General features: G+C 48.5%; 18 protein-coding genes. 5 read left to right on the top strand and 13 right to left on the bottom strand.

From position 1 onward, the window contains the following. Positions 1-52: 52 nt before the first annotated feature. Positions 53-925 carry a hydroxypyruvate isomerase family protein gene (locus BUB37_RS18050; RefSeq protein WP_094766790.1) on the bottom strand — a complete coding sequence of 291 codons (873 nt, stop codon included), beginning with the start codon at positions 923-925 and terminating at the stop codon, positions 53-55. Positions 926-974: 49 nt separating this feature from the next. Here BUB37_RS18050 and BUB37_RS18045 point away from each other — a divergent pair, with 49 nt between their 5' ends. The 3 genes from BUB37_RS18045 to yidC all read left to right on the top strand — a co-directional run bounded on the left by BUB37_RS18045 (position 975) and on the right by yidC (position 4,857). Continuing rightward, a complete protein-coding gene (locus BUB37_RS18045; RefSeq protein WP_072995235.1) occupies positions 975-1,217 on the top strand; it encodes a DUF3820 family protein in 243 nt (80 codons plus the stop codon). Positions 1,218-1,267: 50 nt separating this feature from the next. Further along, the gene (locus tag BUB37_RS18040) at positions 1,268-2,905 is read left to right on the top strand and encodes a CTP synthase (RefSeq protein ID WP_072995234.1); all 1,638 of its coding nucleotides are present in this window, start codon (positions 1,268-1,270) and stop codon (positions 2,903-2,905) included. Positions 2,906-3,000: 95 nt separating this feature from the next. Beyond that, positions 3,001-4,857, top strand: a complete 1,857-nt coding sequence (gene yidC, locus BUB37_RS18035; RefSeq protein ID WP_072995233.1) for a membrane protein insertase YidC — start codon at positions 3,001-3,003, stop codon at positions 4,855-4,857. A 299-nt stretch (positions 4,858-5,156) separates the two neighbouring features. Here the strand turns inward: yidC and BUB37_RS18030 are convergent, their stop codons facing one another. Then, entirely contained in the window at positions 5,157-6,563 is a 1,407-nt protein-coding gene (locus tag BUB37_RS18030) for a fasciclin domain-containing protein (protein ID WP_072995232.1), read from the bottom strand. Positions 6,564-6,779: 216 nt separating this feature from the next. Here BUB37_RS18030 and mnmA point away from each other — a divergent pair, with 216 nt between their 5' ends. Beyond that, positions 6,780-7,970: a tRNA 2-thiouridine(34) synthase MnmA gene (mnmA, locus tag BUB37_RS18025; RefSeq protein ID WP_072995231.1), complete on the top strand. Its 1,191-nt coding sequence runs from the start codon at positions 6,780-6,782 to the stop codon at positions 7,968-7,970. Positions 7,971-8,011: 41 nt separating this feature from the next. Then, positions 8,012-8,953: an NAD(P)H-dependent flavin oxidoreductase gene (locus BUB37_RS18020; protein ID WP_072995230.1), complete on the top strand. Its 942-nt coding sequence runs from the start codon at positions 8,012-8,014 to the stop codon at positions 8,951-8,953. Here the strand turns inward: BUB37_RS18020 and BUB37_RS18015 are convergent. The 11 genes from BUB37_RS18015 to BUB37_RS17965 all read right to left on the bottom strand — a co-directional run bounded on the left by BUB37_RS18015 (position 8,948) and on the right by BUB37_RS17965 (position 21,841). Further along, a complete protein-coding gene (locus BUB37_RS18015; RefSeq protein ID WP_072995229.1) occupies positions 8,948-12,367 on the bottom strand; it encodes a DUF7133 domain-containing protein in 3,420 nt (1,139 codons plus the stop codon). The genes BUB37_RS18020 and BUB37_RS18015 overlap by 6 nt on opposite strands. 88 nt (positions 12,368-12,455) lie before the next feature. Next, entirely contained in the window at positions 12,456-12,689 is a 234-nt protein-coding gene (locus tag BUB37_RS18010; protein WP_072995228.1) for a putative signal transducing protein, read from the bottom strand. A gap of 85 nt (positions 12,690-12,774) precedes the next feature. After that, positions 12,775-14,217 (bottom strand): hypothetical protein, encoded by a 1,443-nt coding sequence (locus BUB37_RS18005; protein WP_072995227.1) that lies wholly within the window; start codon positions 14,215-14,217, stop codon positions 12,775-12,777. A 231-nt stretch (positions 14,218-14,448) separates the two neighbouring features. After that, on the bottom strand, positions 14,449-14,664 hold the full coding sequence (locus BUB37_RS21495) for a GNAT family N-acetyltransferase (RefSeq protein WP_139278136.1): 216 nt from the start codon (positions 14,662-14,664) through the stop codon (positions 14,449-14,451). Positions 14,665-14,672: 8 nt separating this feature from the next. Further along, positions 14,673-15,695: a DUF3500 domain-containing protein gene (locus tag BUB37_RS17995; RefSeq protein WP_072995225.1), complete on the bottom strand. Its 1,023-nt coding sequence runs from the start codon at positions 15,693-15,695 to the stop codon at positions 14,673-14,675. Positions 15,696-15,820: 125 nt separating this feature from the next. Next, positions 15,821-16,363, bottom strand: coding sequence for a hypothetical protein (locus BUB37_RS17990; RefSeq protein ID WP_072995224.1), 543 nt, complete (start codon positions 16,361-16,363; stop codon positions 15,821-15,823). Between the two features lie 335 nt (positions 16,364-16,698). Then, the gene (locus BUB37_RS17985) at positions 16,699-18,030 is read right to left on the bottom strand and encodes a DUF58 domain-containing protein (protein WP_072995223.1); all 1,332 of its coding nucleotides are present in this window, start codon (positions 18,028-18,030) and stop codon (positions 16,699-16,701) included. A gap of 3 nt (positions 18,031-18,033) precedes the next feature. Continuing rightward, positions 18,034-19,032, bottom strand: a complete 999-nt coding sequence (locus BUB37_RS17980; RefSeq protein ID WP_072995222.1) for an AAA family ATPase — start codon at positions 19,030-19,032, stop codon at positions 18,034-18,036. Beyond that, positions 19,022-20,239 (bottom strand): DUF4350 domain-containing protein, encoded by a 1,218-nt coding sequence (locus BUB37_RS17975; RefSeq protein WP_072995221.1) that lies wholly within the window; start codon positions 20,237-20,239, stop codon positions 19,022-19,024. Before BUB37_RS17975 ends, BUB37_RS17980 begins: the two co-directional genes overlap by 11 nt. Then, the gene (locus BUB37_RS17970; protein WP_072995220.1) at positions 20,232-20,969 is read right to left on the bottom strand and encodes a DUF4129 domain-containing protein; all 738 of its coding nucleotides are present in this window, start codon (positions 20,967-20,969) and stop codon (positions 20,232-20,234) included. Before BUB37_RS17970 ends, BUB37_RS17975 begins: the two co-directional genes overlap by 8 nt. Before the next feature lie 5 nt (positions 20,970-20,974). After that, positions 20,975-21,841: a hypothetical protein gene (locus tag BUB37_RS17965; RefSeq protein WP_072995219.1), complete on the bottom strand. Its 867-nt coding sequence runs from the start codon at positions 21,839-21,841 to the stop codon at positions 20,975-20,977. Positions 21,842-21,883: the final 42 nt, after the last annotated feature.

Raw genomic sequence — 21,883 nt, 5'->3', positions numbered from 1 at the left:
TTGTCCGTCCTTATGAATGGTTCCTGGCTTCGCGTTGCCGCGACCCTTGGTTTTATACGTCGCAGATGGTAACCCCTTCCTTAAGGGCGGCAATCTTGTCGTCCCATGTAGGAATGAACTCTTGCGCCACATAACCCTTAAAGCCCGTGTCCAATATGGCTTTCATTATGGCGGGGTAGTACAGTTCCTGGGTTTCGTTGATTTCGTGGCGGCCCGGGTTGCCTCCGGTATGGTAGTGCCCAAAATATTCGTGGTAGTCTTGGATGTTCCTTATGATGTCGCCCTCCATGATCTGCATGTGGTAGATGTCGTAAAGCAACTTAAAATGTTCCGATCCGATCTGTTTGCACAGTTCAACGCCCCAGGCACTCTTATCGCACATATAGTCGGCGTGGTCTACCTTCGAGTTGAGAAGCTCCATTTGCAGTACGACTCCGTGTTTTTCGGCATCCGGCATAATTTGCTTTAGGCCCTCGGCACAGTTCTTCAGCCCCTCTTCGTCGTCCATGCCGTTGCGGTTTCCGCTAAAACAGATCAGGTTCGTGTAACCGGCCTCGGCCACGATGGGTATCATCCTTTTATAGTCGGCTATAAGTTCATCGTGTAGTTTGGGGTCGTTCCATCCTTCTAGAATTCCTTTTCCGGCGCCCCAGCACATAGAGGCGTGTATGCCGTATTTCTTCATTAAGGGCCAATCTTCCGGGCCTGTAAGGTCCATGGCCTTAATGCCAAGTTCGTTCAGGCTTTTTAAAAAATCCTCCATTGGGATCTTGTCGTAGCACCAACGGCATACGCTGTGGTTGATGTTTCCTTTTAGTCCACTGTCTTTTTCGTTCGATGCTTGGGGCATGGCATTCGTATTTTTACAGGCGATAATGCCCACGGAGGCGGCCGCCGAGGCACTGATAAATTTTCTTCGTTCCATAAATTTAAAATCTTAAAGGTTTTAAAGATAAATTATTTAGTTTTAAATCATGGATATATCCCCCGATAAACGAAAGCTGGTCGAACTGGCCCATTACAAAATGCCCTTTGGAAAGTTTAAGGGGCGCTATTTGGTGGATCTTCCCGAACCTTACCTGGTCTGGTTCAAGCAGAACGGATTTCCCGAAGGCAAACTGGGTTTTTTACTACAATCGATGTTGGAAATCAAGATAAACGGGCTCGAGCCCCTGGTCAGAAGGATCCAAAAAGATTTTCCACGCCATAAACTGTGATATCTTAGGGCAATTCGTATCTTTGTGCCCCGTAACAAAGAAACCCCATTATGTCTCAGACAAAGTATATTTTCGTTACGGGAGGTGTTACTTCTTCTCTAGGAAAAGGTATTATCGCGGCATCGCTCGCCAAATTGCTACAGGCCCGTGGCTACAAAACGACCATTCAGAAATTGGATCCCTACATCAACGTAGATCCCGGTACCCTAAACCCTTATGAGCATGGCGAATGTTATGTTACCGACGATGGGGCAGAGACCGATTTGGACCTCGGGCACTACGAGCGTTTTTTGAATGTAAGGACCTCACAGGCGAATAACGTTACCACCGGACGCATTTACCAAAGCGTGATCGAAAAGGAGCGTCGCGGCGAGTTTTTGGGCAAAACGGTACAGGTCGTACCCCACATTACCAATGAAATAAAGGAACGGGTCCAAGTGCTGGGCAATAGTGGGGAATACGATATCGTAATTACCGAGATAGGGGGTACCGTGGGCGATATTGAATCGCTGCCCTATATCGAGGCCGTAAGGCAATTGTTGTGGGATTTGGGCGATAACAATGCCATAGTGATACATTTGACCCTGATTCCGTTTTTGTCGGCGGCAGGGGAGCTAAAGACCAAGCCAACACAGCATTCCGTAAAGACCTTGATGGAGAGTGGTATCAAGGCCGATGTTTTGGTCTGTCGTACCGAACACCAGATATCGGACGAGCTAAAAGATAAATTGGCCCTCTTCTGCAACGTGAAGAGGGAAGCCGTTATACAGTCGATCGATGCATCGACTATCTACGATGTCCCTGTTCTGATGCAGGAAGAAGGCTTGGACAAGGTGGTTTTGCAAAAACTGGCCTTGCCCAATGTCGTGGAGCCCGATCTAACGCAATGGAGCCAGTTCCTGGATCGGCATAAAAACCCTAGGCACGAAGTGTCCATAGGCTTGGTCGGAAAATACGTCGAGCTGCAAGATTCCTATAAGTCGATACTCGAGTCGTTTATCCATGCCGGTGCCACGAACGAGGTGAAGGTAAACGTGAGGTCGATCCATTCGGAGCATATCTCCGAGAGCAACCTGGGCGAAAAATTAAAAGGGCTTGACGGCATTTTGGTAGCACCCGGCTTCGGCGAGCGGGGAATCGAGGGCAAGATCAATGCGGTCCGCTATGCCCGTGAAAAGGGAATTCCTTTCTTGGGCATCTGCCTGGGCATGCAAATGGCCGTAATCGAATATGCGCGCAACGTTCTCGGGCTGAAGGATGCCAACTCGACCGAAATGGACGGCAACACCGAAAATCCGGTCATCAACCTTATGGAGGAGCAAAAGAACATTACCAATAAGGGAGGGACGATGCGCCTAGGGGCCTGGAGCTGCGAGCTTCAAGAGGGCAGCTTGGCCAAACAAGTGTACAACGGGGCCGATGAAATTTCGGAAAGGCACCGGCATCGCTATGAATTCAATAATGAATATAGGTCGGCCATGGAAGAGGCGGGCTTAAAGGCAACGGGAATCAACAAGGAAACCGGCTTGGTCGAGATTGTTGAATTGAGCGATCACCCTTGGTTCATAGGGGTACAGTACCATCCCGAATACAAGAGTACGGTGGCCAACCCACATCCGCTCTTTGTCGGATTTGTAAAGGCGGCCTTGGAGTACAAGAAGAAACAATCTAATGCCACTATGGCATAATCTTGGCTTTTGGGCATATATTTGCAGATTGCCACACACTAAGCGGAAGGAATTTGTAAGCTTGGTTTAATCAGAGGGTTAGTAATTTTATTTAAATGGAAGAAAAAAAGCTTGATATCAACTCCGTCATCGGCTTCGTACTGATTTTCGGAATTCTTATTTTTATGTTTTACCAAAACAGGCCGACGCCTGAGGAACTTGAGGCCCAAAAGGCGGAGCAGGAACAGGTTCAGGAAGAACAGGGGGAAGGTGAGGCGCAAATGGCCGCCGTACCCACTGCCGCAACCCTAAATTTGCAAGACTCCACGGCGGTCGCCAATTACAAAAGTAAACTTGGCGCCTTCGGCTTTACCCAGCCCAGTGACAAAATTACAAAGCTGGAAAACGACTTGGTATCCTTGTCCATCAGCAATAAGGGCGGGCAGATCGTAGAGGCCCGTATGAAACAGTTTCATACCTATGATTCGATTCCCGTATACCTTGTCAAAGACGGCAATGCCTCCTTTGGCTTGAGTTTTACCACCTCCGATAACAGGGTCTTGAATACCGAGGACCTGTATTTCGAGCCTTCCCTGACCGAAAACAACGGAAACAAGGTTCTTTCGATGAAGGCCATGGCAGGCCCCAACGCGTTCTTGGAGTATCGGTACGAAATGAAGCAAGACGATTACCTGGTCGACTTTACCATCAGGTCGCAGGGACTCAACGGTATTATCGATGGCAGCAGACCGGTAGAGTTGCAATGGACGCTTAAAGGCCTGCGCCACGACCAAAGCGTCGAGTACGAGAACCGCTATACCGAGCTTACCTACAACTATGAGGATGACAAGGTCGACTATCTATCCGTCAGTGGAGATGACGAGGAAACCGAGGAAGACGTAAAATGGTTATCGTACAAGCAGCATTTTTTCAGCTCCATTCTGGCCACGAACAAGAGCAGGTTCAAGACGGTCGAGTTTAGCTCCAAGAACTTGGTCGAAGAGGAAAGCAAGGACGTCAAGTTCACCAAGTTGTTCAGTTCCAAGATACCTATGGAATTGGTCGCCGGCGAACTGGCGCAGAACATGTACTGGTACTACGGTCCTACCGATATCAAGGTTTTGGAGCAGTACGAAGAGCTCGGTCTCGACGACTCCATTTCTTTCGGATGGGGTATCTTCGGATGGCTCAACCGATATGTGTTTACGCCCTTCTATACCTTCTTGAGCTCCTTCCTGCCCTACGGCATCGCCATTGTGGTGATGACCATTCTGGTAAGGTTGGCCATGTCTCCAGCTACCTATAAATCGTACTTGTCGCAGGCCAAAATGAAGGTGTTGCGGCCCGAGATCAACGAGCTCAACGAAAAGTACAAGGACAACCCCATGAAAAAACAACAGGAAACCATGAAGCTGTACGGCAAGGCAGGGGTAAGCCCCATGAGCGGCTGTGTGCCGGCCCTCTTGCAAATGCCTATTTTTTACGCTCTTTTCATGTTCTTTCCGACCTCCTTTGCCCTACGGCAAAAATCCTTCTTATGGGCCGACGACCTTTCGTCTTACGATACGATAGCCGAACTGCCCTTCAACATACCGTTCTATGGCGATCATATCAGTCTGTTCCCGATTTTGGCTTCGGTCGCTATCTTCTTTTACATGACCATGACGACCGGTCAGAACATGCCCCAGCAACCGGGTATGCCCAATATGAAGTTTATCATGTACCTGATGCCGGTGATGATGCTGTTCTTTTTCAACAACTACGCAAGTGGACTCAGTTTGTATTATTTTGTTTCCAACCTGATTACCATTGGAATAATGTTGGTGATCAAGAATTTTATTTTGGATAACGATAAGATCCATGCCCAGATTCAAGAGAACAAAAAGAAACCTAAAAAGGAAAACAAGTTTCAGCGCAAGATGCGGGAGATGATGGAAGAGGCCGAGCGCCAAAAGAAAACGGGCAAACGATAACCGGGTCGTAACTTAAATATGGCCGAAAAACAAAAACCCTGACAGTATTATGTCGGGGTTTTTTAGCATTGGTCAGGTATGTCTGATAAGATTTGGGATGACAAAGATGCATCATAGGTGCGCTTAAAAAAAAATAGAGTTGTAAACGGGCCTTTTTTGTATACTAACTGCGAAATACCAGTGGTCTCTGCCTTTGGGGATTTATATAGCTTGGTATCAGCGGACGATTTCGTCGCAGGAGCGAAAAAAAGAAGGCCGCTGGAACAGCGGCCTTCTTAAGGGTAAAATCGATAAGGAAATCAATCTTCAGTGGAGGGAATCAGTACTTGGTCTACGGCGTGTATGACACCGTTGATGGCCTGTACATCGGCCTTTACGATCCCGGTTCCCATGTTGCCGGCCCCGTCGGTAATGGTGAAGGTGCCGTCGGCCTCGTTGAAGGTAAGCGTATCGCCTTCAAGGGTGGCCGGAGATACCAATCCGTCGCTTAGGTCTCCTGAAACGATGTTGGCCTCGGCAATCACATGGTGGTTCAATACGGCGGTCAATGCTTCGCCCTCGGGTACTTCTTCCAGTGAAGCAAAGGCACTGTTGATAGGTGCGAATACGGTAAAGGGGGCATTGTCCGTGGTAGAGCTCAATACCGACACAAAATCAGGTTGGCCCTCTGAGGTCAATGCGCCGACCAGACTCGAGAAATTTTCACTGTCCGCAACGGCAAAGGTAACTACGGTAGGTAGGTCGATTACCGCGTCCACGGCATGGATAATTCCATTGGTGGCCACCACATCACTTATGGCTACGCTACTTTGACCGTTGAATTGTACACCGTCGTCGACGTTTATATAGATGCTCAGGTTGTCGCCATCCCCGTTGGTGGCAGCCGTGTTGGCATAGCCGTTCGATAAATCGGCTGCGGCAAGGGAGGCACCGGCAATTACGTGATTGGAAAGAATGGCGTCCAAATCGTTTCCATTGGGATTGTCGAAGGCGGTAAAGGCATCATTGACAGGGGCCAAGACCGTAAACATGGTTTCTGGATCCGCCAAGAGGTCCGTAAAGGTCGTGTTTCCGTCCATGGTCAAGGCACCGACCAATTCCGATAAGGCCGGATTGTATACGGCATGGTCGACGATGTTGGGCAATCCTATTACTTGATCGACCACATGGACAACTCCATTGGAAGCCTCTATGTCGGCCGTAGTTACTGCAGAGCCGTTTATGGTCACCCCATTACTGATGTCGACGTAAAGGCTGATATTTCTATCATCTACCCCGGCCGTGGAAAGGGAACTTATATATGTGGTCGACAAGTCGGTCGACATAACGTTACCGGCCACCACATGGTTTAACAGTACCTGTTCGAGAACGTCTTCAGGAATATCGTCCAATGAAGCGAATCCGTTGTCGCTCAAAAAAGCCTCAAAGGCCGCGTTCGTTGGGGCGAAAACGGTAAAGGGGCCGTCGCCTTGAAGGGTTTCGACCAATTCGGCCTCGGTTAGCGCATCGACCAAAATGCTCAGATCGGCCGTTGCCAGGGCCAGTTCGACAATGCTTGATTGTTCTTCTTCCTCCTCCATTTCCTCTTCTTCCATTTCTTCCATTTCTTCCTCCATGACAATGCCGTTATCGTCATCGCTGCACGAGACGGCAAAGAAGAGCAGGAAGGCAAAGGGGACCAGTAATTTCATCTTGTTGAGTTTCATAATTTTTGAATTAATAGTTAATAATTTTCCAGGAGGTATTTTTCGTTAGTGCTTTCTCCCTGTATTTAATACGGCTAAACTAAGTCCAATATGTAGTTTTGTTTAACTTATTTGAAAAATAATTGAACGTTTTTGATTTAAAGGAATGCTAAAAGAGGAATCTTGCAAGCTGTTTATTCGCTTTATTGCTTAATTTTGCCCTTTAATTTTGGTGCAATGAAAAAAGTAGTCGTAGGACTTTCGGGGGGAGTAGATTCCAGTGTGGCCGCTTATCTTTTAAAGGAGCAGGGCTATGAGGTCATAGGGCTGTTCATGAAGAATTGGCATGACGATTCGGTAACCATTTCCGAAGAATGTCCGTGGTTGGAGGATAGTAACGATGCCCTTATAGTTGCCGAAAAGTTGGGCATCCCTTTTCAAACCGTCGACCTCAGTGCCGTATATAAGGAACGTATCGTCGATTACATGTTCGACGAGTACCAAAAGGGAAGGACACCCAACCCCGATGTGCTTTGCAATCGGGAAATAAAGTTCGATGTTTTTCTAAAGATAGCCCTTCAGCTTGGGGCCGACTTTGTCGCGACGGGGCATTATTGCCGCAAGGGCGTGTTGACCGACGATGAGGGCAAGGCGACCTACCGCTTGTTGGCGGGCCTCGACGGTAACAAGGACCAGTCGTACTTTTTGTGCCAGTTGTCGCAAGAACAGCTATCGCGCACCCTTTTCCCCATCGGGGAGCTTACCAAGCCCGAAGTGCGTAAAATTGCGGCCGAAAACGGTTTGATCACGGCCGATAAAAAAGATTCACAAGGACTTTGCTTTATCGGCAAGGTACGGCTACCCGAATTTCTGCAACAAAAACTGAAACCGAAAAAAGGGGTGATCGTCGAGGTTCCGTCGGATGTCCCCCAGTATAGGAAGGAGCGTCGCGAGTTTGCCTCCAAGGAGGATGAATTGGCCTACAACGCCGCCAAACCTGTCTATCATTTGGAGGATGGCAAGGTAGTAGGAGAGCACCAAGGGGCCCATTATTTTACGAAGGGCCAGCGAAAAGGCTTGGATGTAGGGGGTACCAAGGAGCCCTTGTTCGTAATTGAGACCGATGTTGAGGAAAATATCATCTACACCGGCCAAGGAAAATCGCATCCGGGACTGTACCGTAGAACGCTCTTTGTCAACGACGGGGAGTTGCACTGGGTACGGCCCGACCTCGCCTTGGAAAGCGATGGGAAGATGGAGGTAATGGCTCGGATTCGTTACCGCCAACCGCTGCAAAAGGCTACCTTGTATAAAATTGACGGGGGCTTGTACGTTGATTTTGAAGAAAGGCAATCGGCCATTACCGAAGGTCAGTTCGTGGCTTGGTACCTCGAAGACGAGCTCGTGGGCTCGGGCGTAATCTCATAATCATTCGGAACGATTCATAAACGGTTTAAGGCATAAGACCCATGCAGAACAGAATTACGGAACTCTTCGGAATACAATACCCCATTGTTCAGGCGGGGATGGTATGGGCCAGTGGCTGGCGATTGGCGGCTGCCGTATCCAATGCCGGGGGATTGGGCATCTTGGGAGCCGGTAGCATGTATCCCGAGGTCTTGCGCGAGCACATCCAAAAATGCAAGCGGGCCACCTCAAAACCTTTTGGGGTCAACGTGCCCATGCTCTATCCCGATATCGACAAGCTGTTGGGTATTATTGTTGAGCTCGGGGTGAACATTGTCTTTACGTCTGCCGGCAATCCGAAAAAGTACACCTCATTTTTAAAGGAGCGGGGAATAACCGTGGTACACGTGGTCAGTAGTGTCAAGTTTGCCCTTAAGGCGGAGGAAGCCGGGGTAGACGCTGTGGTTGCCGAGGGCTTTGAAGCGGGCGGCCATAACGGTAGGGACGAGACGACCACCTTAACGTTGATACCCGCCGTAAGGGAAAAAATAGGGATACCATTGATAGCCGCCGGGGGAATCGCCACGGGCCGGGCCATGCTGGCGACCATGGTCTTGGGCGCCGATGGCGTACAGGTAGGAAGCCGCTTCGTGGCCAGTGATGAAGCTTCGTCGCACCAACTTTTTAAACAAAGGATAGTCGAGGCGGGCGAAGGCGATACCCAGTTGACCTTAAAGGAGCTTGCCCCCGTTCGTTTGATCAAGAACAAGTTTTACAGCGATGTGCAGCAAGCCTATGCCCAAGGGGCGTCGATTGACCAACTTAAGGCCCTGTTGGGCCGTGGACGGGCCAAACGCGGTATGTTCGAGGGCGATATGGACGAAGGCGAACTCGAGATAGGGCAGGTATCGGTATTGATCCACGACATCAAACCGGCCGCTACCATAGTAGCCGATCTGATGTCGGAATTCAATCAAGCCAAACAGGAAGTTGCCAACCTATGAATTGGGACCTTTCTTCAAACTGGAGAGGAATTCTATTAGGTCCCGTAACTCTCTTTTACTGATCAATTTTCCCATGGCGGGCATGGCCGATGGCATATTTTCCCGTTTTTCGATACGCGATATCGGTATTTCCAAGGGTTCGGCGTCGTTGGTTCGAAGTACCAGTTCGTGCTCGTTTTCCTCTTCGAGGATACCGTTGACCTTTTGACCGTCCTTTAAGGTCAATACCACACTTCCATAACCGGGAGCCAATCGTTTGCTGGGTTCGATCAAAGACTCAAGAAGCTGTTCGCGCGTCAATATATTTCCTATGTTTTCCAATTGGGGCCCGACGGTTCCACCTGCCCCGCCTATGGCATGGCATCGGGTACACTGTGCGGTAGGGTTGTTGTTGAACACCCGGTAACCCGCCCTTCGGTTGCCCCCGACCAAGGTTTCCTTAAAGGCCTCGACCGAATTACCACCGCCTTTCAATCCGTCCAATTGGGCGATAAGAGGTTCCGATTCGGTCGTTTCCACCGCTTCGATAAGGTCTAGGATAATCCGTTCATCCAGTTTTTTGGCCTTCGCCTGGGCTACCAAGCCCTCCAACACATCTGCACTCTTTTCCAAGGGAAGCTCGCCCAAGACACCCAGTAACCTTTGTTGTTCCCTTACCGAACCGTTCCTGAAGATGGGGGTTACGACACCGGGCAGGTTTTCCTTTGAAATTTCCAGTTTGGAAATCAGTCCCACAGCCGTCGTCCGCACCTGTTCTTCCTTATCTTTCATGCCCAACTGCATCGCCGCTTCAATACGGTCGAAGTCAAGTTGCCCAAGGGCCTTTAAAATTTCCGATCGTACCCGGGGCGATTTGTTCGACTTCATAATGGCGAAGAGGCTTGGGTTATGGCTGTCAATCTTTAGGTTGGCCAAGGTTTTTGAAATACCGATCAATATTTCCGGATTTTGGTCTTCCAAAAACTCGGGAATGTCTTTTTCGAATTTTTCCCTTACGACGTTGGGGTCGCGCTTGACCTCTCCCCTATACCTGCCGTCTACCCGGTCAAGAACCGATGGCTCGGCCCAAGTGCCGATTGTGGCCAAGGCCTCGCCGCGCAGGGCATTGGAGATGTCCTGTCGTTTGGCAAAGGCAATAAGGTTTTCGAGTTCCTTGTCGCCTCCCACGCGCAACGCCGCATTGATGGCCCGCCTTAACAAGGGTTCCGAGGTAAACCTATCGGAGGTCAATACCGCTGCCAGTTCGGGAAGGGCCTCTTCGATCGACCAGTCGTCGTTGATGGCCCGTGCAGCCTCGGTAACGATGTATTCGTCCGCGTCGTTCAAAAAGCGTTTGACCTCAGGGTTTTCGAGCCGTCTAAGCACCAATACCGCGGCAATACGCAGGCTCCTGTCTTCGTTGTCGGCCAAGGCGACGATTGGTTCCGTCTTCCCGATTCGGGTAAGGGCAAGTACCCCGGCATGCCTTAAATAAAGATCTTCGTCGTTATTTTTGGCAATCATATCCAACAGGGGTTGAACCGCTGCTTCGTGCTTTGTCCGGCCCAAGGCCTGTGCCGCAAAAAACTTGACCCTGGCATTTTCATGTCCGAGCAAGGGAATATAATTTGACGCGGCATCGGTATACTTGACATCGCCCAACACTTTTAGGGCCTGGGCAATGATTTCGGGATCGCTATCGGAAAGCAGGTCTACCAAGACCTTTGCACGGTCGAGGTCATCGGCCGCCAATTGTCCGATGCCCCAAATGGCATGTATCCGGGCAAACTGGTCTTTACCGTTCTTGATTACGTCCTGGAAGGCCTTGTATCCGCTTGAGCCGTTCTTCACCAATTGAAATTGGGCCCTTTTGCGTATGCGCATGTCGGAATAGGAGAGCAGGTCTACCAAGGTTTCCGTCGATTGACCCTTATAGTCCAAGGTCATTAGGCGCTGGGTCTCCCTACGTTCCTGTTCGAGGTCGTTTTGGCCGTCGGAAACATCGAGTTTCCAAACCCTACCGTAGTTCTTGGTGTCCCATCCGTTGATCCAGTCGGCTACGTAAAGGGCCCCATCGGGTCCGAATTGAATACCTGTCGGAAGTACCCCGCTTAAGATACTTTGGTCACTGTTCAGTTCGAAAGAGGCGCCTTTGGGTTTTAGGTCGAACGACCAGATATGGGATCGATCGGGATTTCCGACAAATTCCACCAAAAAGAACCTGTCCAACCATTTTTTTCCAAGGGCGGTACCGGGGTTGTACAACATTCCCGTCGGGCCGTTGTGGAAGTTTTGGATGGGCGGAATGATATAGGCGGCTTGGCCTTCCCAACGGGGTACGTATAGCTTTTCGTCCATCCATACATTGTATCCGTTGTTCTTTTCATCGGTATATTTTCCGTATTGCCAATTGGCCCGCCATCCGGCATCTGACCCTTCTACAATGTGTACCAAGCGTTCGCTTTCACCGGCGTGGTCACCATCGTTGTCGGCTGAAATGATATTTCCGTAGGCATCGAAAACAAACTCATGGGTGTTTCGCAGTCCTCGGGCAAAAACTTCAAAATCGGTGCCATCGGGATTGCTGCGGACAATGACCCCTTGGTTGGGATATTTGTGCTTTTCGCCTTCAACGGTGGTCAAGTTGGCACCGATATCACCGATTCCCCAGTATATTTTGCCATCGGGTCCTTCAACGGCGCCCGACATACCATGGCCCCCAAAACCGATATGGACGGCAAAACCATGGGCAATGGAGGTTTTTTCGTCGAGGACAAGGTCGTCGTTGGTGTCGGTAAGCCTCCACATATCCGGTCCTACACCGACAAAAACATCTTCGTCCCTGACCAAGAGGGCACCGGCAACATCGGTGATCTCTTCGTTAAAGTCTTCGAGAATCCGGGTGGCCTTATCGGCGATACCATTGTTGTTGCTGTCCTCGAGCATCCATACTTCCTCCTTTTCAACGGTCAGGTCCTTCCAGTCGTGGCTGCCGTCTCCGTTAAGGTCTTTGAGCCATTCGTTTTCCTCGCTTTTTTCAGGGGCAAAGGTTTCGCGAAGAAAGGCCCGGCGATCCTCAGGGGATTCGAGGGCAATGGAAGCGGTCATCCAATCGCGGTGGCCCCTGATATCGAATTCGGAGTTTTTTTGCCTGTTGGTACGGGTAAGGTAGACCCTCCCGTATTTGTCCATCTGCATCGCTATCGGGTCGGGGGCCAGGGAATCGGATGCCCATAGGCTTAATTCGAGGCCTTCGCCAACCTTGGGGGTAATGTTTTCCAGGATCTCCCTGGCCCGTGATACCTCGGTCAACGAATCTTCACGAACCACCAGAGGGGTTTCCTTAGGTTTTTTGGGTTTCGAATCGCAGGAACTTAATATTGAAAATAAGGAGGTGAATAGTAGAAAATAGTTGAGGGTTTTGGTGATGTTCATTATATCATCTTTGGATTAAAAAGTTTAGTCGGTCGATAAAAATAGGGAATTCTATAAAGAATTTATCAAAAAATAGATGTGGGGAGTGTTAATCTTCCTTTTGGCCCAATACCGACCTGATGACGGCCATGGCCCTGTCGTGTTCGTCCCGGTGTACATGCACCTCCAGTTCGCCATCCATATTGGCCGCAAAACCGGCCAGCCTTGCAGACTCCGATTCATCTTTTAAAATGGCACTGATGCCTATTTCCTTCAATTTGTTTTCGATCTGTTGTGCCGTGAATCGATTGCCTGAATAAATTTTAAGGTAGTTGGAGCCCATAATATTTTCTGTTTGTCGTTTAAGGTACGCAATGGTTGCGATAGGTTTCTCCCTTTTTGGGGGAATCGTGTCTAAATTGATGTTTTTAGGGCAAACCGGTGGTTGGTCCCTCCTTTTTTTGGGCGAAAAGCCACTCCAGTTTGCCCGGCGTACGCATCACATGGGGCCATATATGGTGTCCTATGCCTTGAAATTCGGTGTATTTAGGATTGCCACCGGCACGTCGTACACTGTGGATCATATCGCGTGATAATTTGGCGGGAACATTGGAGTCGGCCTCCCCGTGAAAGGCCCAAATACCAACTTGGGCCATGTCCTTGCCGTGATCGGGGTTTCCCCCTCCGCAGACGGGTATGGCCGCGGCGAACATTTCGGGCCGCGAACCGATCAGATGCCATGCCCCAAATCCACCAAGGGAGACCCCCATGACATAGCGACGGGACCTGTCTATCTTAAACTCCTTTTCCAACTCGGTAATGGCACCGACTACCAGTTCGTCGATTTTCGGGTAGTTGGGAATACCCCCAAAACTTGACCCTGGCGGGCATTGGGGCACGAAAATAAATGACGGGTATTTCTTTCTGTTCCCGGGTTCGGAAAGGGTCTGCGCAAATTCGGAGGTGGCTACTTGGACTATGTTTTCGGTGCCCGTCCCCCCTCCGTGGTGCAGGCATACCGCCAAAGGGTAACTTTTTTCGGGATCGTAGTTTACGGGCCGTAGTAGACGGTATCCCAATTTTTGACCGTTATCGGCCGTAAATACCCGTGCTTCGAAGGGGGCGGCCAGTAATTTTTGCCTTTCGGATGGTGTCCTGCTCCGCAAGTTGTTGGAAACGCAATCGGAGGCAAGCCGGATACTTAGGATTAAGGCGATTACCAAGGTAGCAAGCATGACGGCTTTTGTGGCCAGGCCAAATGACCCCGTATTTTTTTGGGGTTCAAGGGCCCTCAGTTCATTGTTGAAGTTTAGAATAAAGGGCAGGGGCAGGAGTGAAGCCGCTACAAACAGGGCCGTCTCTACCTGGGCCAAAAGGAGTTTTGTTCCAAAGTCGACCGTGTTCAGCCTTACCAGCAGGCCAAGGCCTAAGCCGAAACCGAAGAGCAGGGCAAGGCCCCCGGCCACTTGAAGCCATTTCCCCTTTTTGGGGCGCGCTACCAAACTGAGGCCGTATAAAAACAAGGTGAACGAAGTGGCCCCATAGACAGTCGTAAAATAACCTTCAAGTCTTTGTGCCGTTACCATAAAATAGACAACAAGGGCATAGGCCGAGCATGTCAGGACAAAAACAAGGGCCGAAATGGCCGTCGCCCGGTAATTTTTTAAAAGATAGTATTTAATTAAGAAGAACATGGCGGCATACCCTACCAGGTTGCAGGCTATGAACCACGAAGAAAAAGAGCTGAGGTATTTTACCGCGCTATCGGCCTGTAGGTATACCATCCCTACAAAAATGTTCAATGCCAGATCGAGAGTCAGGAAAAATATACCGAGTACGTATTCGTCCCTGCGCAATGATGGGGTCCCCATACCTTATATTTAGACAGTGAGTAGTTCTTTTCCCGCAAGGTAATATATCGTTGATTTGAGGGGGCAATGTTACGGGATTAACCAATATACGAAATTGGCCACGGACGGTAAAGGCGGTGGCCCTTAAACTTCAACTTTTGATGAAATGGCAAATCCTAAAACGGCATGTGTGGGATAATCGCGTTTGACCAGACCGCAGATTCCCATCGATTTTCGACGGTCTTTGGGCACCTATCTAAAGAGGCCGTAACCCTTGGTATCGTAACTTGTATACAGGTTCTCCCGTATGCAGGTTCTTGCCCGTTCATGCGAATGTATGTTCCTGTCACCTATAAAAGCCCTCCAGTTGGGGCCGTTCATCAACTCATAAAGGAAAGGGGCGTCCGTTTCGTGCACCTCGACCACCAATAACCGAGGGGTTTCACATACCGACCTGCCTTTTATCAAGCCTTTTTCTAGTGGTGGTCGTGGGCATAGTGCTCCTTGAGTACATCTTTGCCAAAATCATTTTCAAGGTCGCGTACAACCGTATGTACATGATTGTTGTTGTTTTGGGTATTGTCGTACTCAATCAATAGGCTAGGGCCTTGAATACTGTAATAATGTCCTTCCCCACGTTCGAGACTTCCGGCCCAGGCAAAGGTGAGTTCGTCCAAGCCCTGTTTTTTGATTTTTTTCTTGAATTCTTTGGAGAACTTGGCTTCGTAATGGTCGAGATACAGTTGGAGAAGGTTTTTGAAGGCTTGTTGTTGTTCGGGCAACAAGGCGGAATACTTTATGCCCGAATGGTTCAATGGTGCAATATCGGTATGGTTGCTTGTAAACATATCGGCAGGGGCCGTATCGGAAAAGCGGGCCACCTTCAATTGCTCTGGGGTCAGGGAATTGACCATGGCATAACCGAGGTCGGTTTCCTTTTTCAAGATCTCATGGCCTTTGTGCTCGCCTTCGAGTACCCGGGCCGGGTTGGAACCCAGGAAGAACGGCGTACTTGAGACCAAGCGTCCTTCCGATGCCACAAAATTCAACGATATATGGTGTCCTTCAAAACGCCAACCCCAAAATTGGTCTTGGGCCGGGTTGCCGAAAATCCAAAAGTGGTAATTAAGTGGGTCGCGTTTGGCCGTGCCATCGGGCATTTTCGGATTGTTTTCAAGAACCAGGAGAATATTTTCCAGCTCCATGATTTCTTGGGTCTTTCGGTAGGCCTCGGAGCTGATCGAGGCGCGCAAGAGTGCCAAAGCGGCTGTTTTCTGTTCGTCGGTATACTCCTTTAAGGTAGAGCCCTTGCGGTAGACGGGCGTATAATAAAACATTTCGCGTTCTTCGGAGCTAAGCTCGTAAAGCGTCTTTTCCCGCAGTTCGGGGCCAAGGGTTTCCAAGAATCCGATGGCCAAGCGATGCAGGTCTTGGGCGTTGATGTCGTTGAACACAAAGGATTGAATAATTACAAGCAGTGCGATTAGTTTCCGTTTCATAATATAGTTTGGTCTGAAATTTAAGCGATATAAGGTACCAAATCGAGTTCAAAGAATACCTAATTCTTACCTAAAATATCGGTGCCGACCTAAATTCACTGCCCTGATTATCCCCCAAAAATAAGCTACAGGTCGATGGCGTTTTTATAGTCGAGCATATTGATCTTGGGTCGCTCAACCAATTTAAGTAGGCCGGAATACCCTGATTTTTTTAGGTTTCTTAGCAACCTGTCGAAGCGATTTCCACTGGTGACAAGGGTGAGTTGATAGTTTTGGCACTTGAGCATTATCCGCGTTTCCGAAATTCGGTATTCCGATGGATAGACCATTAGGTGTCTCGATATCCGATTGGGCACTCCGAGTTTCGAGAGAATGTACATGGGGGAAAGGTAGAACGTATCGATAATTTCTTTGCCCCTAACCACAGTAATCGAATTGATCTCGCTTTTCAGAACGGGTATTACCCCCTCTTTTTCGGTAAAGTCGCCGACAATCACCAGTCCCTCGGGAAAAATCTCCAAGTTGCATTTTGTTTGGCTGAGAAGAAAATCGGTTTTATGCTGTTTGTTCTTGAAATCGACAAGTCGATAATGGTGCTTTGATTTTCGTTCGCTTACTTTTGATAAAAAGTCAAAGTGGTCGGAATGTTCGCTGGTAAGGCCTTTCATTCTAAATTTAGGGTCAGGTTCTTTAAAAAATGATATTTAAGGTTTGTTATTAACAGGGTGTGGCAGCCAGGTGCCGATTGGGGGGTGGCTAATTTAGATAATTTCGACGAAAGATTTCGTCGACTTTCGCAAACCGGATGGCCGATCGGCCATGATATAAAGGGAGGTAATCGATTAAATGCCGATATTTTAAGGCCTAAGGAGGCTTTATGGAGTGTGAAAAAAGTTATTAACAAAACCTAAAATTGCGTTTTTTCAACTTTTTTACTTCGGTCTTTGCGAAATTTTTAAAGGCTGTCCTTTACTTTTTATTTGGGCCTGTCATTGGCTAGAGATCAAATGAGGCCCTTGGCCTTTATCTCCAAATACTTGTTGATTGTTTTGAGCGTGAGCTGCTCCGGTTGGGTGAGTATGGTTTGTATCCCGTATTTCTGAAGTTCTTTTTGCATAAGGTGTTTGTCAAACGCAAACTTTTCGGCAACCGCTTTATGGTAGAGGGTTTGTTCATCGGTCGTGGACTGGGAAATCAATTCTTCCAGTTCGGTGTTCTCGAAGAAAATGACCACGAGGACATGTTTTTTGGCCATGGCCAGTAAATAGGGGAGTTGCCTTCTTAGTGCCGATATGTGTTCGAAATTGGTATAGAGCAAGAGCAGGCTTCGGTGTGTAACCTTTCTTTTGACATGGCCGTATAGGAGGCCGAAATCGGAATCGGTAAAGGCCGTGTTTATTGCGTAGAGTTTTTCGATAAGGGTGTTTAAGTGGCTGATTTTTCGAGTGGCGGGTACAAAGGTCTCTATGTTTTTTGAAAAGGTCAACAAACCTGTTTTGTCGTGCCGCTTTAAGGAGACGTTGGAAAAGGCCAAAGAGGAATTAATGGCATAATCGAGCAGTTTTAGGCCGTTAAACGGCATTTTCATGACCCGACCTGTATCTATTATCGAATAAACGGGCTGCGATTTTTCATCTTGGTATTGGTTGACCATTAAAAGGTCTTGTTTTGCCGTGGCCTTCCAATTGATGGTTCGAAAGTCGTCGCCCGGTACATATTCCTTTATCTGTTCAAATTCCTGGGTATGGCCGATCCTCCTCATCTTTTTTACCCCGATTTCGCTCAAGTGCTTGTTGATGGCGAGAAAATCGTACTGCTGCATTTGAATGATACTCGGGTAGACGGGTACCATTTGGTCTTTTTGGAAAACGTATTTCCGCTTGGCTATTTTTAAGGGGGATGAAACGAACACGATGAGATGGCCGAAAACGTATTCACCGCGTTCGACCGGTCTTAGACGGTATTCGAATTCGCGCTCTTCCCCTTTGTTCACCACATCCTTATGTTCGAAATCCCTTTTTTGGAACTGAAAAGGAAGCTCGTCGATAATGCTTAGGTAGACCTTGAACCTATAGTCGGAGCGGTAGGATATCCTTAACGGATTGTAGTCGCTGTTCGATAGCTTTTGCGGAAGCGACCTTTTGGCCTTAATGGCATGGCCCTGTGCGTAAAGCAGGTAGATGTCGAAGAGAAAAAAAGCGAACAGCAGTAAGGTCAGCAACCAGGCAATCGGGTAGAGGCCCGGTAGCCAATACGACAGCACAAAGCATGCGGCCAGCACGGCCAGATACCTGAAAAACGTAGTGTCTATATACAACGATTTTAAAAAATTCATCGCTTATCTCGGAATTTCGACCGATTCGGTGATCATTTGGACGACGCTTTCGGTGGTCATGCCTTCCATCTCACGTTCCGGGGTCAAGATCACCCTGTGGTTCAATACGGGGACCAAGGCGTTTTTTACGTCCTGGGGGATCACAAAATCCCGTCCGCCTATGGCGGCGAAGGCCTTTGCCGCATTTAGGGTGGCTATGGAGGCCCGGGGCGATCCTCCCAGGTACAAATGGGGGTGGTTACGGGTTTTTGAAATGATTTCGGCAATATACCTGATGATCTTTTCCTCGACGATCACTTCTTGTATCTTGTGTTTAAAATCGGCCAATTGGGCGGGCGTCAAGATTCCGTTGATGGAGTCCTGTGGTTTTTGCCCCTTTCTTTGGTGATGCGTTTGTATGATAAGTACTTCTTCGTCAAGAGAAGGGTAGTCTACCTTTATTTTAAAAAGAAAACGGTCGAGCTGGGCTTCTGGAAGGGCATAGGTGCCTTCTTGTTCTATGGGGTTTTGCGTGGCCAAGACCATGAATGGCGTGCCCATGGCGTAGGTGGCCCCGTCCATGGTAACCTGGCGCTCTTCCATGGTTTCGAACAAGGCCGCCTGGGTTTTTGCCGGGGCCCTGTTGATCTCGTCGATAAGGACGATGTTGGAGAAGATCGGCCCTTTTTTGTATTCGAACTCGCGGGTCTTGGCACTGAATATGGACGTACCCAAAATATCGCTGGGCATGAGGTCGGGCGTAAACTGAATACGGCTGAAATCGGTTTTTAAGGTCTTGGCAAACAGTTTGGCCGTGACCGTTTTTGCAATACCGGGAACGCCTTCGATCAGCACATGCCCGTCTACCAAAAGTGCGACGATGAGCAGTTCTATAAAGTTCTCCTGTCCAACAATGACCTTGCCGAGTTCGGCTTTGATTTCCGATACCGCGTCCTTTAGGCCTTCCAAATCGATACGATTGTCAAAATTCATGGCTTCGTTGTTGGTTTCATTAGTTTCCATGGGCTTTCCTTTTAAATTTGTCTATGGCCGAATTCAATTTTTGGAGCTCGGCATTCGATATGTGTTGTTGGTTTCCAATATGCTCTATCAATAAAAAAAGTCTTTCCACTTCCTCCGGGGTATGCGAACTTCTGGCCGCAAGGTTTTTATAAAATTCCGGGTCGTTTTTTATCGTATCGAGGTAAAAACGGGTGCGCAGGTATTCCTTGAAATAGTTGATCTTGTACACGGCGATGGCCTTGCCTTCCCCTTGTTCGTAATACATATCGGCAATGGTTCGGGTAAAGGCCAAAGTTTGGTTTTTTAAGGGATGTATTACCGGTATGGGCCTTTGCTTTCTTTTTCCTTCGAAAACAAGGTACAGTACCACCCCTATGAGTACGAGGTAATAGGCCCATTTGAATTCCTTGGTGTTCAAAAAGATGTACATGGGCGAAGTATATACCGATTTTCCCGATTTGTAGTGGTTGTCCATAAAAAGGGTACGCGAACCGTCGAGATATGAAAGTAGGCCCGCTGTATAGTCTTTGTTGCCTTCCTTAAGGATGAAGTAATTCGTAAATGCCTTGGGAAAGGTGCTCAAGATGATTTCTCCCTTTCCGAATGAATGCTTGATGACGTTGTAAAAGGCATCGGTAGGGGCCTCTTTTTCCGTGCCGTTGTCAACGGTGCCGAGTACGGTCGTTTTTTCGGGGTCCACTTCCTTAAAATAGGTCGTGTAACGATCCTTCCCGAACACATAGTCCTTTTCGGGCCCCAACCTCGGGTTGACCAGCCGATGCCGGTACAAACCTACATTTTCGAGTTCGCCGTACAGGCCGGCCGTTTTTAATCGCAGGCTGTCCAAGAGGCGGTCTTCGAAATCGTCGGCGGCCACAAAGAGGGTGTTGCCTTCGGCGACCCATTCCAACAAGCGGTCAAGCTCGGCCTCGCCGAACTCGATGTTGTCGTTTACAAAAAAATAGGTGCCTTGGGCATAGGGGGTTTCGTTTAAGAACTCAAAGGGGGGCTTGTAGACCTGTTGCCGGTTGTCGGGAAAGAACCGATCGATGACATCATTCAGAACGAAGGTGCCATAAGGTATTTTGTGTTGTGCCACGTAGGAGGGAAACCAGTTGATGTCCTTGGGTTTGCTGTACGCCAATAGCATTAACAGACCTACGGTCAGAACAATGATAACAATATAGGAAACTCCTTTTTTAAGCATTGGCCTTCACTGATTTTTGCAGGTTAAGAAAAGCGTTTTCGGCCTTATGGTACCTGTTCTCGTCGATGGGGAAGTCGCCGTACCAGATATAGTCGTAAAGATGGGTTATTTCCGAGAATTGCCGTCTAAGGTCAATACCCTTTATTTCCTTAAGGTAATCGCTATTGGTCTTTTGAAGCTCCCAGGCTATCAGTTCTTTTTCGCTGAGCAGCTTTAGGATATGGAGGTAGTAGTACCTAACGGCCAGCCGAAAGTTCTTGTCGTTTACGGCCTCTTGTATCAATTTTTGAATGTCTTCGTTCCTGATGATGTGTTCCTCTTCGGAAAGCAGTACGGAGTTGCCCGATTTTCTGGCCTGTCGATGGTTGCTGGCATTTACTTTTAAAAAGAATTTGATCAACAGGTAAACAAGCAGGACGAGCAGCAGGTAGGGAACTATTTTTAAAAACGTCGCTAAAAGGCCGGTGGCGCGTTCGACCCCGAAAATGGCCTCGAAAAGGCGAAGCAGGACATTGCCGGCCCACGTCTTCAAGTCGTCCCACCAGCTCGGGTCGGAGTTTACAATCTCATAATTGAAATCAGGGTCGTTCCTGTATTTTTGAAGGTCATCGTCGCTGATATGCCTTAGGTTCAGGGGCGTCTTATCATAGGCAACGGCAATTGAATCTTGCTGGGCATAGGCCGTGCCCATGATAAAGGTCGCTAAAAAGGAATAAAGCAATCGGCGCATATGGTCTATTCTCTCTCCCCTAGATTTTTAATTCGTTCGTAGGTGCCGGTAAAGTTCTTTTTCTCGTTGAGGTTGAAATAGACGAAGACACTTGCCACTACCGAAACCAGGTTCAAAAGGAATTGGGCAAGGGTACTTATGGAACCCAAAAGCAATGACACCGGATCGGCAGTGGTAAAATTTTCGGCGTCGATCTCCCCTGAAAGTATGCCCAACTTGGCGTAGTTGTAAATGGTGGCAGGTATGGAGAAGGCCATACTGGCCACGTAAACGATGATGCCTACCACGAAAAGGGCGGCGAAAGTCGTCCACCAATGGTCCTTTACCAGTGTAAAACTATAGCCGAAGGCATCGGAAACGTTCTTTTGGTTAAATACCATGATGCTAAACGACAAAACCAAGGGTACATACAGGTAGACCCCGGGAAGTATACAGAACATAAAACCGACCCCGACACAAATACCGACCAAGATACCGAGACCGACAAACGACCAGAAAGAGGCGTAGACTTCTTTTTTTATTTCATTAAAATCGGTAACTCCCTTGTTGTTCGTGTAAGATTTGATATAGAAGAGGGTGGTGGCCTGCGAAAGTACATAGGTTACGATCATCGACAGCACAAAGGCGGCGGCAACGGCAAAAAGCAACAGCCCGTTCAGGGCCTCGTTCGAACTCTGGACGTCAAAATTGAAAAAGTCGCCGATCAGGTACATATATAAGACATAGCAGATGAGCAAGACCACCAAATACGGTCCGATGATCTTGAGGAAGGTGTTAAAAAAGGGTTTGAACTCGTTGCGCAAAAAGGCAAAGGTGTCCGAAATAATTTCACCCAGTTCGCGTTGCTTTTTGAATTCGATATACTGTTTCATGCACTAAGTGGTTTTTAAGGACGGTATTTAGATGGCTGCCCA

The sequence above is a fragment of the Pseudozobellia thermophila genome (assembly GCF_900141855.1).
In the GTDB taxonomy this organism is placed as follows: domain Bacteria; phylum Bacteroidota; class Bacteroidia; order Flavobacteriales; family Flavobacteriaceae; genus Pseudozobellia; species Pseudozobellia thermophila.
The sequence above is the reverse complement of the archived record's forward strand: the minus strand, read 5'-3'. Positions and strand labels throughout refer to the sequence as shown.